This window comes from Methanobacterium sp. SMA-27, from assembly GCF_000744455.1.
In the GTDB taxonomy this organism is placed as follows: domain Archaea; phylum Methanobacteriota; class Methanobacteria; order Methanobacteriales; family Methanobacteriaceae; genus Methanobacterium_B.
Map to the genome: position 1 here is coordinate 1,838,542 of NZ_JQLY01000001.1, position 13,827 is coordinate 1,852,368.

At 35.5% G+C, this 13,827-nt stretch carries 20 protein-coding genes; all 20 read left to right on the forward strand.

The window, feature by feature from the left end:
• The first annotated feature begins 154 nt into the window (after nt 1-154).
• The 20 genes from npdG (at nt 155) to DL91_RS09275 (ending at nt 13,818) form a co-directional block, all read left to right on the forward strand.
• Nucleotides 155-823, forward strand: a complete 669-nt coding sequence (gene npdG, locus DL91_RS09180; RefSeq protein WP_048191207.1) for an NADPH-dependent F420 reductase — start codon at nt 155-157, stop codon at nt 821-823.
• A gap of 42 nt (nt 824-865) precedes the next feature.
• Complete coding sequence (locus DL91_RS09185; RefSeq protein ID WP_369792053.1) at nt 866-1,258, forward strand: SIS domain-containing protein; 393 nt, start codon at nt 866-868, stop codon at nt 1,256-1,258.
• A gap of 279 nt (nt 1,259-1,537) precedes the next feature.
• Nucleotides 1,538-2,041 carry a tRNA-intron lyase gene (gene endA, locus DL91_RS09190; protein ID WP_048191209.1) on the forward strand — a complete coding sequence of 168 codons (504 nt, stop codon included), beginning with the start codon at nt 1,538-1,540 and terminating at the stop codon, nt 2,039-2,041.
• 97 nt (nt 2,042-2,138) lie between these two features.
• Nucleotides 2,139-3,242 (forward strand): tryptophan--tRNA ligase, encoded by a 1,104-nt coding sequence (locus DL91_RS09195; protein ID WP_048191210.1) that lies wholly within the window; start codon nt 2,139-2,141, stop codon nt 3,240-3,242.
• A 71-nt stretch (nt 3,243-3,313) separates the two neighbouring features.
• Nucleotides 3,314-3,949, forward strand: coding sequence for a stage II sporulation protein M (locus DL91_RS09200; protein ID WP_048191211.1), 636 nt, complete (start codon nt 3,314-3,316; stop codon nt 3,947-3,949).
• A 106-nt stretch (nt 3,950-4,055) separates the two neighbouring features.
• On the forward strand, nt 4,056-5,249 hold the full coding sequence (gene thrC / locus DL91_RS09205; RefSeq protein ID WP_048191212.1) for a threonine synthase: 1,194 nt from the start codon (nt 4,056-4,058) through the stop codon (nt 5,247-5,249).
• A gap of 237 nt (nt 5,250-5,486) precedes the next feature.
• Nucleotides 5,487-5,690, forward strand: a complete 204-nt coding sequence (gene hfoB, locus DL91_RS09210; RefSeq protein WP_048191214.1) for a histone HfoB — start codon at nt 5,487-5,489, stop codon at nt 5,688-5,690.
• A 529-nt stretch (nt 5,691-6,219) separates the two neighbouring features.
• Nucleotides 6,220-6,591, forward strand: a complete 372-nt coding sequence (gene rpl7ae / locus DL91_RS09215; protein ID WP_048191215.1) for a 50S ribosomal protein L7Ae — start codon at nt 6,220-6,222, stop codon at nt 6,589-6,591.
• A gap of 64 nt (nt 6,592-6,655) precedes the next feature.
• Nucleotides 6,656-6,862, forward strand: coding sequence for a 30S ribosomal protein S28e (locus tag DL91_RS09220; RefSeq protein WP_013644212.1), 207 nt, complete (start codon nt 6,656-6,658; stop codon nt 6,860-6,862).
• Nucleotides 6,863-6,878: 16 nt separating this feature from the next.
• Entirely contained in the window at nt 6,879-7,040 is a 162-nt protein-coding gene (locus DL91_RS09225) for a 50S ribosomal protein L24e (protein WP_013644211.1), read from the forward strand.
• Nucleotides 7,037-7,495, forward strand: a complete 459-nt coding sequence (ndk, locus tag DL91_RS09230) for a nucleoside-diphosphate kinase (RefSeq protein ID WP_048191216.1) — start codon at nt 7,037-7,039, stop codon at nt 7,493-7,495. The genes DL91_RS09225 and ndk overlap by 4 nt, the downstream gene beginning before the upstream one ends.
• A gap of 52 nt (nt 7,496-7,547) precedes the next feature.
• Nucleotides 7,548-9,335, forward strand: a complete 1,788-nt coding sequence (gene infB / locus DL91_RS09235; RefSeq protein WP_048191217.1) for a translation initiation factor IF-2 — start codon at nt 7,548-7,550, stop codon at nt 9,333-9,335.
• Between the two features lie 138 nt (nt 9,336-9,473).
• Nucleotides 9,474-9,851, forward strand: coding sequence for a 30S ribosomal protein S6e (locus DL91_RS09240; RefSeq protein WP_048191218.1), 378 nt, complete (start codon nt 9,474-9,476; stop codon nt 9,849-9,851).
• A 19-nt stretch (nt 9,852-9,870) separates the two neighbouring features.
• Nucleotides 9,871-11,097 (forward strand): translation initiation factor IF-2 subunit gamma, encoded by a 1,227-nt coding sequence (locus DL91_RS09245; RefSeq protein ID WP_048191220.1) that lies wholly within the window; start codon nt 9,871-9,873, stop codon nt 11,095-11,097.
• 33 nt (nt 11,098-11,130) lie between these two features.
• Entirely contained in the window at nt 11,131-11,496 is a 366-nt protein-coding gene (locus tag DL91_RS09250; protein ID WP_369792054.1) for a PIN domain-containing protein, read from the forward strand.
• Between the two features lie 99 nt (nt 11,497-11,595).
• Nucleotides 11,596-12,117 carry an inorganic diphosphatase gene (locus DL91_RS09255; protein WP_048191224.1) on the forward strand — a complete coding sequence of 174 codons (522 nt, stop codon included), beginning with the start codon at nt 11,596-11,598 and terminating at the stop codon, nt 12,115-12,117.
• 113 nt (nt 12,118-12,230) lie between these two features.
• The gene (gene rpoE / locus DL91_RS09260) at nt 12,231-12,815 is read left to right on the forward strand and encodes a DNA-directed RNA polymerase (protein WP_048191226.1); all 585 of its coding nucleotides are present in this window, start codon (nt 12,231-12,233) and stop codon (nt 12,813-12,815) included.
• Entirely contained in the window at nt 12,816-12,998 is a 183-nt protein-coding gene (gene spt4 / locus DL91_RS09265; RefSeq protein ID WP_048191230.1) for a transcription elongation factor subunit Spt4, read from the forward strand.
• Entirely contained in the window at nt 12,998-13,507 is a 510-nt protein-coding gene (locus tag DL91_RS09270; protein ID WP_048191232.1) for a GTP-dependent dephospho-CoA kinase family protein, read from the forward strand. Before spt4 ends, DL91_RS09270 begins: the two co-directional genes overlap by 1 nt.
• A gap of 2 nt (nt 13,508-13,509) precedes the next feature.
• Nucleotides 13,510-13,818, forward strand: a complete 309-nt coding sequence (locus DL91_RS09275; RefSeq protein WP_048191233.1) for a 30S ribosomal protein S24e — start codon at nt 13,510-13,512, stop codon at nt 13,816-13,818.
• Nucleotides 13,819-13,827: the final 9 nt, after the last annotated feature.

Below are 13,827 nucleotides of genomic sequence, written 5' to 3' on the forward strand. Positions count from 1 at the left end.
ATTTCTAGATATGCCTCTATTAAATCCATCCAAGAAATATTTGTAATTGTTGGATGAAAAAATCCTATTTTTTATATATAATTTATAATATAGTCATTGCATAGAAACTAAAAGAAATCGATCTTATAATAAAAAAATAAAAGGGGATGTTTAATTGAAAATTGCAATAATTGGTGGAACAGGATACCAAGGATTAGGACTTGCATTGAGATTTGCAAAATCTGGAGAACAAGTTTTAGTAGGATCTAGAGATTTGAAAAAAGCAGAAAATGCAGTCAATATTATTAAGAACATGTTAAATGACGATGATCTCCCCAATATAACAGCAATGACCAATGAAGAAGCAACAAAGAATGGTGACATTATTATTTTAACAGTACCCCTTCAAGCCCAGATGATAACTTTGAAAAGCATTAAAGACCATGTGGGTGGTAAAATATTTGTTGATGCAACAGCTCCTCTTGAAGGATGTATAGGAGGGAAACCAACAAGATTTGTTGATCTATGGGAAGGATCAGCATCTGAAAGATCAGCTGCATTTTTAGGTGAAGAAGCCAGAGTTGTATCTGCATTCTGTAATATAGGTGCTGCAAGCCTTACAAATATAGGTGAAGATGTACAATGCGACTGCCTTGTTTCGGGTGATGATTCAGATGCCAAAATACCTGTGATGGAACTTGCAGAAACAATTCCTGGAGTTAGAGCAATAGATTGTGGTCCTCTTGAAAATGCAAGGATAGTTGAAAAAATAACACCACTTTTAATCAATCTAAATATTCGAAACAGAATAAAACTTGCAGGTATAAGAATTACCGGATTATAGACCTTGAATAATATGAATTAATAAAATTTGAAGGTCTTAAGCATGGAAAATATAAAAAAAACAGCAGAAAATATAACAAAACATGCACTGGAAGTTATCAACAGAATAGACGAAGAACAAGTGGATAAAATGATTGAGGTTATTTCTAAATCTGAATCTACGTTCATAGTTGGTAGCGGAAGATCTGAATTGATTGGTATGGCCTTTGCAATGAGATTAATGCATTTAGGATTTGCTGTATATGTTATAGGAGATGTAACAACACCGGCAATAAAAGAAAAAGACTGTCTAATTGCAATATCTGGTTCCGGTGAAACAAGAACAGTAACAATTGCAGCAGAAACAGCTTCAGACTCAGGAGCATCTGTTATAGGTATAACAACTAATATATCATCAACACTTGGAAAATTCCTCGATGTTGTGATTAACATATAGAGTAAATCCAAAGAACCTTGGAAACATTACACATCCCATGTTTTAAAGGGAGTATATGATGATTTAACTCCAATGGGAACTTTATTTGAGGACAGTACCCATTTGTTCCTTGACGGTCTTATAGCCGAATTTATGGCACGTCTTGGAAAAAAAGAGATCGATCTTAAAAAGAGACATGCAACAATTGAATGAACAGGATAAATAATACAAAAACTAATATTGATCTATTTGTAACGTTAATAATGTATTTATTATACTAAATTAATTTAAGGGTGAATCATGAATTCAGAATTATCAGGAGATTTAGTAATTATCAGAGAAGGCAATATAGCAAAGATCCATGAGAAAAGTCATTATGGAAATATGACCGAAGATGGACTTCAACTTTCTTTAATTGAAGCACTTTATTTGATGGAAAAAGGAAAATTAGATGTTGAAATAGATTCTGAAGATATTTCTACTGAGAAACTCTTTAAGATCATACGCAAACAAGGATCCTTTGCCAATTTTATTGTTTTCAGAGATCTTAGGAATAGGGGATATATTGTTAAAACAGGTTTCAAGTATGGATCAGAATTCAGACTATATGAAAGGGGCAAATCACCAGGAGATGGTCATTCCAATTATCTTGTGAAGGTTGCAAACGAAAATAGTGAATTCTTGATGTCAGACCTTTCAAGTTATGTTAGAGTTGCCCATGGTGTGAATAAAAAACTTTTGTTTGCTGTTGTTGACGATGAAAATGATATTACCTACTACAATGTAGAATGGACAAGACCCTAAATATAATTGATAAATTAAGGATATCTTAATAAATTTACTTTATCATTAGAAATTATGAAGAAATAAAAATTTTTTTGTTATTATAAAGGTGATTCAATTGATAGACCCCTGGAGTTCAGCGATTGTAGATTATGAAAAACTCATAGAACAGTTTGGGATAAAACCATTCTCAGATCTTTTGGATGATGTGGAGAACCCTCCTAACCTTATGAAAAGAGGGATTATTTTTGGTCATAGAGATTATGGAAGAATAGTAAAGGCCATGAGAGAGAAAACTGAATTTGCTGTTGTAACTGGTATGATGCCCAGTGGTAAAATGCATATCGGTCACAAGATGATAGTTGATCAGTTAATATGGTATCAAAAACAGGGCGCAGACATTTATATCCCCATAGCAGATATGGAATCCTACTCTGCCAGAAATATTGAATTTGATGAATCAAGAGAACTTGCAATAACAGAGTATCTAACCAACTACATCGCTTTGGGACTGGATTTTAATAAAAAGAATATAAACGTTTATTTACAGTCAGAAAACAAACTGGTACAAAATCTTGCATATATGCTCGGCCGCAAGGTTAATCTCAATGAGATGAAAGCAATATATGGATTTACAGGATCAACCAATATTTCACATCTTTACGTACCATTAATACAGGTAGCAGATATATTACACCCACAATTAGAAGAATTTGGAGGTCCTAAACCTACTGTAGTTCCTGTTGGCCCGGATCAGGACCCTCATATCCGTCTTACAAGGGATATTGCAGAACGATTCAAAAACAGATTTAAATTTATTGCACCTTCTTCAACTTATCACAGATTTATTACAGGATTAACCGGAGATAAAATGTCCAGCAGCAAACCAAAAACAGCGATATTTCTTAGCGACAGTCCAGAAATTGCTGCAAAAAAAGTTAAATCTGCAAAAACTGGTGGAAGAGAAAGTTTAGAGGATCAACGCCACCATGGCGGTATACCCGAGGAATGTGTTGTTTACGAGATGCTTCTCTATCACCTTGTTAACTCTGATAAAGAACTAAAAGAGATGTACCATAACTGTAAAGAAGGAAATGTTATGTGTGGGGAGTGTAAGAATCATGCATCAGAAATGATGATGAAATTCTTTGAACAATTATCAAAGCGAAGGCAAGTTGCAGAACATGAAGCCAGGAAGATTTTAAGTAACAATGTAAGATAGTTAATAAAGATAAAAAAAATATTCAATGATCATTAAACTAAGATAACGTAAATCTTGGAGTAGGGTACATAATGCTAAAAAAAGAGAAATATGATGGGTTTTTTGGGGGATTGTACAGAAGAAATGAAAAATTTTTGATACTTTCCACAGCTATATTGTTAATTTCCATTTTCTTAGGTTTTGCTTTGGCAAGTGTTTTAAGCCCAATACTTGGAGTTATGTTTGGTGAATTTAAAAGAAAGGCTGTTCAAGGACAAATACAACTCACAACCCTTTCAATATTCTTCAACAACCTCAGAGTTTCACTTTTCATTTATTTAGGTGGTCTGACTTTTGGAATTTTTACAGTACTCTTTCTATTAACCAATGGATTATTTATTGGTTATGCAGGGACACAATTTCCACTAGGCGATTACATAATATTCACTATTCCACATGGAATTCCCGAAATTATTGGTATTATTATAGCAGGTGCTGCAGGATTTAGACTGACCAGTTGTATATATCATATCTTAGAGGGATTAACACATATGAAAAAGGATATTTCTATGAGAAACCAGTTCAAATATATTTTAGAATTGAATAGTGATGAATTTTGGGAATCTCTAAAGTTAATGGGAATTGCAGTTGTTTTCCTTTTATTAGCTGCGTTTATTGAAGCAAATATTAGTATAACATGGGGAAACTACATAAAAACATTGACTTGATGTTTCCACTCCAAAATAATCTAAATAGTAATATTTAAAATTTTAAAATTAAAAAAAAATATTATTAACAATTCAAACTTAATTTAAAAATTACAATGGTGATATAATGATGAAGTGTATAACGTGTGGAGAAGAGTATGACCTTGGGGAAATAATTTACACATGTAGTAAATGTGGATCCACACTTGAAGTTATTTCCAGACCGGATGTTTCCAGGGATATTTTTGAATGTAGAAGATCCACTATGTGGAAGTATAAAGAGTTCATGCCAGTTAACGAATCAAAAATAGTGAGTCTTGAAGAAGGTGGAACACCATTTTGCAAATGTCCAAAAATTGGTGATAAGTTAGGAATTGATCTTTATGTAAAAGTTGAGGGATCAAATCCAACAGGAAGTTTTAAAGATAGGGGAATGAGTGTTGGTATAACAAAAGCAGTTGAACTTGGAGTTGACACAGTGGGATGCGCATCTACAGGCAATACATCCGCATCATTAGCAGCCTATGCTGCACGGGCTGGCAAACGTTGCATAGTATTATTACCTTCTGGAAAGGTTGCGCTTGGAAAACTTGCACAGGCAATGTTCCATGGTGCAGAAGTAATTTCTATAAAGGGCAATTTTGATGAAGCACTTGAAACTGTTACATCTCTCGCACTTGAAGGGCAGCTTTATCTTCTAAATTCAATCAATCCATTTCGTCTGGAAGGCCAGAAATCTATAGGTTTTGAAGTAGTGGATGATCTTGGATGGAAATCCCCAGATAGGATAATTTTGCCTGTTGGAAATGCAGGAAACATATCAGCAATATGGAAGGGTGTATCAGAGTTCCATGAAGCAGGTTTTATTGATGATCTTCCAATGATGACCGGTATACAAGCAGAAGGTGCAGCACCAATTGCCAATGCAGTACGCAAAGGCAAAAATAGTATTGAACCTGTTAACAATCCTGAAACAATCGCAACTGCTATTAGGATTGGTGCACCTGTAAGTGCACAAAAAGCATTGCGTGCAATATATGATTCCAATGGAATTGCAGAGACTGTAACTGATGATGAGATATTAAATGCACAAAAACTACTTGCAAGAACCGAAGGAATTGGTGTGGAACCTGCCTCAGCAGCATCAATTGCTGGGCTTTTGAAGCTTGTAAAGAATGGTGAAGTTGATAAGGGAGAACAGGTTGTATGTATTGTAACTGGTCATCTATTAAAAGATCCTAATACTGCTATAAATGCATGTACTAAGCCTGTTGAGATTGATGCTAATGTTAAAGCTCTTTCAAAGATTATAAACCCATGATTAAATTTCCTCATGCAAATTTTTTTTGATAAATCTGGACTATTTCTATATCCTAATTTTTTTCTCATCACATAATACAACACGATTTGTCATGGGGTGTCCAAAATTGATATGGATCATGATGACATGACCCATTAGCATATAGATCATTAAATAATCTCATAAATATACGATAAATATATAAGGGAGTACGACAACAGTGTATATTAACAATTATATAAAAATGAGGTGATTAATGTGGAATTACCAATTGCTCCAATTGGAAGAATAATTAAAAATGCAGGTGCAGAAAGAGTAAGTGACGACGCTAGAGAAGCTTTAGCAAAAGCTTTAGAAGAAAAAGGTGAAATGATAGCTTCTGAAGCAGTCAAACTCGCAAAACACGCTGGAAGAAAAACTGTTAAAGCATCAGACGTAGATTTAGCTGTTAAAAGACTTTAAATAGTTTTTTCTTTTTTCTTTTCTTTTTTATCTCTATATAACTTCTATTTTGATTGTAATTTTAATATTTAAAATGTAATAATCCACAATATTTTTTAGAAATATTTCATGATATTTTCCAGTTATTATCAGTTCAATTTTGATCATTTAAAAAATTAGAATAATTATTGAATTTAATATTTACAAAATTATATATCTTGAATATAGTTCCTGTTTTGTATATTACCTCGAATAATTGTCAGATAATTGTATCTAAGGAAAAATATACGAACAAATGCATATACAGAGTTCAAGTTTGAGTATGTTTCTTCGAGCAAACTATATATAACATGATATTGAAATATGCAATAGACTAATTTTGAACTTGAAAAAATCATTCTATGAATTTAATTTGTTTAGAAATTAGAATTTGATTTATCAGTGTTTTATAACAGTCATTTCTGATCGGAAGAACTTTTATATATACTAAATATAAAAGTATGATCTGCCGATGGATGGTTAAAACCAGATGAAAAAGGAGGTATAATAAATGGCAAAAGCAATGTATGTTAAATTCGATACACCAAAGGAAATAGCTGATAAAGCTTACGAAGCTTTAGAGATAGCAAGAGATACAGGTAAAATAGGTAAAGGTACCAATGAGGTAACCAAGATGATTGAAAGAGGTAATGCTCTATTAGTATTTATAGCAGAGGACATAGACCCACCTGAAATAGCTGCACATTTACCTGTACTTGCAGAGGAAAAAGAAATTCCTTATGTTTACCTTCCAACTAAAGACGAACTTGGAGAAGCAGCAGGTTTAAACGTTGGAACAGCATCAGCATGTATCATTGATGCAGGTGAAGCTGAAGATTTAATCAACGATGTAGTTGAGAAAGTCGAAGAACTTAAAAAATAAGTAAAAGACTATTTTTTACAATGAAAGGCCCATGCCTTTCTCATTTTAACTGAAGGTGATTTATATGGAAGATGGAACTCCTGCTGAAATTATAGAAGTTCTGAAAAGAACTGGAATGACTGGAGAAGTCATGCAGGTTAAATGCAGAATACTAGATGGAAGAGACAAGGGAAGGATACTCACAAGAAACGTCATGGGAGCAATACGGGAAGGCGACATTTTGATGTTACTGGATACAATAAGGGAAGCAAAGGAAATCCGTACCCCATAATTAAAAGGTGTTTAATATGAGAACATGTTCATTCTGTAAAGAAGAGATTGAAGAAGGCACAGGAAAGATGTACGTCAAAAAGGATGGTACAGTATATTTCTTCTGCAGCAGCAAATGTGAGAAAAATCAAATTGGACTTGGAAGAGTTCCAAGAAAAGTTAAGTGGGTTAAAAAATGAAACAGAGAAGTTTTGTAATGCTGAAACCTGACGCAGTCAAAAGAAGGCTTGCTGGAGAGGTTCTTACAAGGTTTGAAAAACGCGGCCTCAAGATCATTGCAACCAAAATGATGATCATAGACAGCGACCTTGCAAAAAAGCATTATGGTGAACACTCTGAAAAACCATTCTTCAAAGACCTGGTTGATTATATAATATCAGGACCAGTTCTTGCAACTGTAATTGAAGGAGAGGAATGCATAAGTCTAATCCGAAAGATGGTTGGTGCTACAAACCCACAGGAAGCTGACCTGGGAACAATCAGAGGCGATTACGCTATTGATACAGGAAGAAATATTATCCATGCATCAGATTCACCTGCTTCAGCAGCAAGAGAAATATCACTATTTTTCGAAGACTCTGAAATCTGTGAGTACACCCTGCCTGATGAAGAACTAATATACGAAGAACCATAATATCAAGAGCCTTAATTTTTTTTAAGCTCTTAATTTCATTTGGAGGTTAAAATTGAAGATTCGATCACCCATAGTGTCTGTTTTGGGTCATGTTGACCATGGAAAAACCACCCTTCTTGATTATATAAGGGGCGGCGCAATGGCCCAAAATGAAGCAGGAGGAATAACCCAACACATAGGTGGAACAGAGATCCCTATGGAAGTAATTGAAACCATATGTGGAGATCTCCTGAAAAAACTGGACATCCGTGAAACAATGCCCGGATTATTTTTCATAGACACTCCAGGACACGAAGCTTTCACAACCCTCCGTAAAAGAGGTGGTGCACTTGCAGATCTTGCAATACTCATAGTTGATATCAAAGAGGGATTCAAACCTCAAACCTATGAGGCACTAAATATACTCAAGACATTTAAAACCCCCTTTGTTGTTGCAGCCACCAAGATCGATAAGATTTATGGATGGGAAACACATGAAGGATTATCATTCATTCAAACCTACAAAAAACAGGCCAACAATGTTCAAGAAAAGCTTGACAATGGTATCTATGAACTTGTAGGGATACTTCATGATGAGGGATTTGAATCTGAGAGGTTTGACAGGGTTGAAAACTTTGCAAAACAAATATGCATTATCCCAATTAGTGCAAAAACTGGTGAAGGAATATCTGAACTTCTAACCATGCTAATGGGTCTTGCTCAACAGTATTTAAAGGAACAGCTTCAACTAGAACCTGATGCACCTGCAAAGGGAACGATACTTGAAGTAAAAGAAGAGAAAGGATTGGGTGTAACTGTTGATGCAGTTATATACGATGGTATACTAAGGAAAAATGATACCATAGTTTTAACAAGCCGAGATAATGTCATTACAACAAAAATAAGATCATTATTAAAACCAAGACCACTTGAAGAAATGAGAGATTCTAAAAAACGTTTCTTGAAGGTTGACGAAGTTGTTGCCGCAGCAGGCATAAAGATCGTTGCCCCAAAAATAGAAAACGTTATTTCAGGATCCCCCCTCAGGGTTACAAGGGGAGACTTCGAAGGGGTCAAAGAAGAAATAATGAACGAAATAGAAAGTATTAAAATAGACACCGATGAAATGGGTGTTATAGTAAAGGCTGATACACTAGGATCGCTTGAAGCACTAGTAAGTATGTTAAAGGCGATGGACGTGCCAATAAGAGCTGCTGATATAGGAGATGTTTCACGAAGAGATGTAGTGGATGCATCAATTGTAAAAAATGCCAATCCTGAGTATGGTGTTATAATAGCATTCAACATTAAAATTCTTCCATCTGCATCTGAGGAAATAAAAACCACAGGTGTTAAATTATTCTCAGCAGACGTAATATACCAACTCACAGAAGATTATGCTGAATGGACCGCTGCAGCCGAAGAAAGAAAGAAAAAAGAGTGGATAGACGCAATCATACGTCCTGCAAAGATAAGAATTATTCCAAAACTCGTGTTCAGATTCAGTAAACCCGCTATCGCAGGTATTGAAGTTCTTGGAGGTACAGTGAAAAAGGATTATATCCTGATTAGAGACACTGGTGAGAGAGTTGGAAAGGTTGAAAGTATGCAGGATAAGGGTGACAATAAACCATCAACATCCAAGGGACAGCAAGTTGCAATGGCAATCAAAGATGCTGTTTATGGAAAGAATTTTGAAGAAGGCGATGTTTTATACGTGGATATACCCGAAAGTCACTACAAAATCCTTGAAACTGAACTCAAATCAAAACTTTCAGAAGATGAACTTCAAATACTAGAAGAACTAGTAAAAATAAAAAGGAAAGAAGACAATCTTTGGGGATTGAGGGTAGAATATTAATTCCATAATTGAATTACGAATAAATTTAGATATAATTTAATTGATTCTTTTGAATCAAACCATGATCATTGAATTACACAATGGAAAACGATAAATAATATAGATTATATAGAACCAGAATAAGATGGAGGAGATATATTGGCATTTAAATTAGTTATTTCAGAAGGCGAAAAAAGCCACCAAGTCGAAGTAGAATCTGCAGAGTCAAAAAAACTCATTGGATTAATAATCGGTGAGGAATTCGATGCTTCTCTTGTTGGTTTAGCTGGATACAAGCTCAAAATTACCGGTGGAAGCGATAAAAACGGTTTTCCAATGAAAAAAGATGTAGATGGACAGAGGAGAATAAAGAGTCTTCTGGCCGGCGGTATCGGTTTTAATCCAAAAAGAGATGGACAGAGAAGAAGAAAAACTGTTCGTGGAAACACTGTATCCAACGACATAGTGCAGATCAACACTATTGTTACCCAGAAGGGTGAGAAGGATATAAGTGCAATTTTAGAAAGTGAGGAGTAAAGTTTACGGGTGTAATATCGTGAAAGTACAGTCTGAAATAAACATAGGGCTAGTGGGACATGTTGACCACGGCAAAACAACTCTGACAAAAGCCCTATCCGGCATATGGACAGACACTCACAGTGAAGAGACAAAAAGGGGTATTTCAATTAGGTTAGGTTATGCTGATATAACCTTCCGTAGATGCACCAATTGTCCTGCTCCGCAATGCTTCACAACTGCACTTGTATGCAGTCACTGTGGAGAAGAGACCAGTATCCTTAGAAAGGTATCATTTGTTGATTCACCTGGACACGAAACACTGATGGCAACAATGCTTTCAGGTGCGGCCATAATGGATGGTGCTGTTCTTGTGATAGCTGCCAATGAACCATGTCCACAACCACAAACCAAAGAACATTTAATGGCACTGGATGTAATTGGTGTCAAAGATGTTATAGTGGTACAAAATAAGATAGACATTGTTTCAAAGGAAAGGGCAATAGAAAGCTACAATGAGATCAAAGAATTTGTTAAGGGAACATGCGCAGATGAAGCACCAATAATACCTGTTTCAGCACAGCAAGGTGCAAACATTGATATTCTAATAGAAGTTATCCAGGAGACTATAAGAACACCAAGGAGATCGCTCAGGAAATCACCAAGGATGTTTGTTGCAAGGTCCTTCGACATAAACAAACCAGGATCCAGTCCTGATAATATCCAAGGTGGAGTAATAGGTGGCACTCTTGTCCAGGGAAAACTCAAAGTAGGGGATGAACTGGAAATAAAACCCGGAATACAAATAAAAAACAAGGGTAAACTGGAATGGATGAGTTTACACTCTGAAATTACAGGCCTTGTAGCAGCAGGAGAGTCTGTTGATGAAATTGGTCCTGGAGGATTAATTGGTGTTGGTACAAAACTTGACCCTGCATTAACCAAAGCAGATTCATTATCAGGATCTGTTGCTGGAAAACCAGGAACATTACCACCAATCATGCACAGCTTCACAATGAAAACTCAACTCCTTGACAGGGTTGTTGGTACCAAGGAAGAACGTAAAGTTGATCCAATTAAATCATCTGAACTCCTCATGATAAACATAGGCACTTCAACATCTGTTGGTGTGGTAACCAGCGCAAGGAAAAATGAAGTTGAAGTCAATCTCAAACTACCAGTTTGTGCCGAGGAAGGGCAAAGAGTTGCACTCAGCAGACGTGTAGGAGCAAGGTGGAGGTTAATTGGATATGGTATCATCAAATAATTGTGAGGCAGTCATAGACGCAAATTTTTTATGATGGCAGCTCAATTTCACGTAGAGATTGTTGGTGAACTTGAGCATATCCTACCTTCATGCAAATTCCTTGTCCCATCAGCTATTTTAAGAGAACTTGGACGCATAAAAAATAGATCTAAGGGCAAAAATCGTGTTGCAGCATCTATAGCCCTTAAAATTGCAACTTCTTCACCATTTGAAGTTATGGAAATGCAAATAATGGATGGAGAAAGTGTTGATGATGCACTTCTAAGGTTATCAGAAAAATCACGGATATTATGTACAAATGACCGTGAATTAAAAAGAAAAGCCCGTGAAATGAACATAAATATTATTTACCTGCGTCAAAGGAAATATTTAGATGTTGATGGGCATTTAAACCTTTGAATATTAATAAAGTATGTTAATATAATTAGAAATATTATAATTATTATATAATTCAATTAGAAATTTATTCAACCTTTAGGTTGCAGGAGGAATATCTATATGAATCTCTGGAAAGACATACCAACAGGGCCATCGGCTCCAGAAGTGATTTACGCTGTTGTGGAAATTCCAAAAGGATCAAGAAACAAATATGAATATGATAAGGATATGGAAGCATTTGCACTTGACAGGGTTCTGTACTCACCATTCCACTATCCTGCAGAGTATGGTATAATACCAAAAACACTCTGGGACGATGGAGATCCAATGGATGTACTTGTAATAATGGACGAGGCAACATTCCCAGGATGCGTCATAGAAACCCGACCCATAGGAGTCATGAGGATGATAGACGGTGGAGATAGCGATGATAAAATACTTGGGGTTCCAGTGAATGATCCAAGATTTACAGATATCAAAGATATCAGCAATTTACCTAAACAATTCTTAGACGAAATTGAACACTTCTTCACAGACTACAAAAAACTCGAAGGTAAAAAAACCAAGGTTTTAGGCTGGGAAAATGCAGAAAAGGCATTTGAAGCCATTAAACATTCTCAGGAATTGTATAATGAAATGTAGAACAACTGAAATGTGTACCCAATAAAGTTCATACACAATGAAGTTCATAATAAATATTTATATTAAAAATAAACATTTGCTTAAATTTTATTAAAGCAAGTAGAGGGATTTGATTGTATTTAGTATCCAAAATAGAAGACACTGTGAGAATTCCACCAAACAAGTTTAGTGATCCTTTAGAAGATGTAGCAGTAGAAATTTTGAATGAAAGCTACGTTGGAAAAATCGATAAAAAACTTGGATTGATGGTAACAGTAAAAGAAATAGAAGAAATAGGCACTGGAAAGGTAATAATGGGCGACGGCGCAGCATATCATGACGTCTTGTTTACAGCCCTTTTCTTCAAGCCAGAACTACACGAGATAGTGGAAGGAGAAGTCATAGAAATAACCGAATTCGGAGCATTTATCCGTATAGGACCTATGGACGGACTTGTACACGTATCCCAAGTTACAGATGACTATATAAACTACGATGGAAAGAGGGGAGCATTGATAGGCAAAGAATCTAAAAAAAGCCTTGAAGAGGGTAACAAGGTCCGTGCAAGAATTGTTGCACTAAGCTTAAAAGGAAAATCCTCCAAGGAAACTAAGATAGGCCTTACAATGAGACAACCCGGCCTTGGAAGATTCGAATGGATCGATGAGGAAAAAAATAAAAAGAAACCTACAAAAAAACCTACAAAGGGGAAAAAATAGATGGTTCTAAAAGCATGCACAAGGTGCCACAGACTTATGGAAGAGGATAGATGTGCAATATGTAACATAGCCTCTTCACGGAACTGGAGCGGCTTTTTAATAGTTGTTGATCCTGATAAATCAGATATTGCTAAGGAACTCAACATAAACCTTCCTGGAGAATATGCCCTGAGGGTAAGATAGTGTTAGTACTAAAAAAAGAGATGAGATCAGAGTTTAAAAAACCTATAGGTACTCTATATCCATCAATATCACATGCAAAGGGTTCATTACTCTCAAAAGGAGATAAAAGCCTGGTAATATCCATAGGTGATGTAACAACACGAAAAATGCTTGATGAAGGTATAATACCCGATATAGGCATTGTGGATAATATGATAGAAAGAGAACCTTCTGATCATGAGATATGTTACGATAATGTTACATTAAAAACAAAAAACCCGTCTGGTACCATAACTGATCAACTATGGAAAACAATTAAGGAAGGTTTTAGCCTAGTTGAAAAGGCTGGATACAACGTACTCATAGTTGTTGAAGGAGAGGAAGATCTCTCTGCAATTCCATGTATTGTTATGGCCCCATCTGGCTCATTAATATTTTATGGCCAGCCAGGAGAAGGCGTTGTACTTTGTGAAGTTGATAAAATGAAAGAAAAGGCAGAAGACCTTATCAAAAAGCTAGAGGAGGCATAAATATGGAAATCAATGTAAATGAAAAAATAGAAAATCCACTTTTAAACAGAACTGAAATACACTTTGACTGCACATATCAAGGAGAAGCAACCCCAAAGGTCTTGGATGTAAAAAATAGATTAGTTGCAACTTTAAATGTTGATAAAAATCTTCTGGTGATCCACAACCTTAAACCATCCTATGGTGAAGGTAAAGCAAATGGATATGCAAAACTCTACGATTCAGAAGAAAACCTAAATAAAATCGAAATGGATCATGTAGTGATAAAAAACAAAGAAGCAGCTAAAGAAGAAAAAGAAGAAGCTGAATAAGGAGGAGTT

Bases quoted from the DNA above. Each gene is read 5' to 3' on its own strand.
- DL91_RS09185 (WP_369792053.1), top strand. From the start codon at position 866: ATGGAAAATATAAAAAAAACAGCAGAAAATATAACAAAACATGCACTG.
- endA (WP_048191209.1), top strand. From the start codon at position 1,538: ATGAATTCAGAATTATCAGGAGATTTAGTAATTATCAGAGAAGGCAAT.
- DL91_RS09200 (WP_048191211.1), top strand. From the start codon at position 3,314: ATGCTAAAAAAAGAGAAATATGATGGGTTTTTTGGGGGATTGTACAGA.
- thrC (WP_048191212.1), top strand. From the start codon at position 4,056: ATGATGAAGTGTATAACGTGTGGAGAAGAGTATGACCTTGGGGAAATA.
- rpl7ae (WP_048191215.1), top strand. From the start codon at position 6,220: ATGGCAAAAGCAATGTATGTTAAATTCGATACACCAAAGGAAATAGCT.
- DL91_RS09220 (WP_013644212.1), top strand. From the start codon at position 6,656: ATGGAAGATGGAACTCCTGCTGAAATTATAGAAGTTCTGAAAAGAACT.
- DL91_RS09225 (WP_013644211.1), top strand. From the start codon at position 6,879: ATGAGAACATGTTCATTCTGTAAAGAAGAGATTGAAGAAGGCACAGGA.
- ndk (WP_048191216.1), top strand. From the start codon at position 7,037: ATGAAACAGAGAAGTTTTGTAATGCTGAAACCTGACGCAGTCAAAAGA.
- DL91_RS09250 (WP_369792054.1), top strand. From the start codon at position 11,131: ATGGCAGCTCAATTTCACGTAGAGATTGTTGGTGAACTTGAGCATATC.
- DL91_RS09255 (WP_048191224.1), top strand. From the start codon at position 11,596: ATGAATCTCTGGAAAGACATACCAACAGGGCCATCGGCTCCAGAAGTG.
- spt4 (WP_048191230.1), top strand. From the start codon at position 12,816: ATGGTTCTAAAAGCATGCACAAGGTGCCACAGACTTATGGAAGAGGAT.
- DL91_RS09275 (WP_048191233.1), top strand. From the start codon at position 13,510: ATGGAAATCAATGTAAATGAAAAAATAGAAAATCCACTTTTAAACAGA.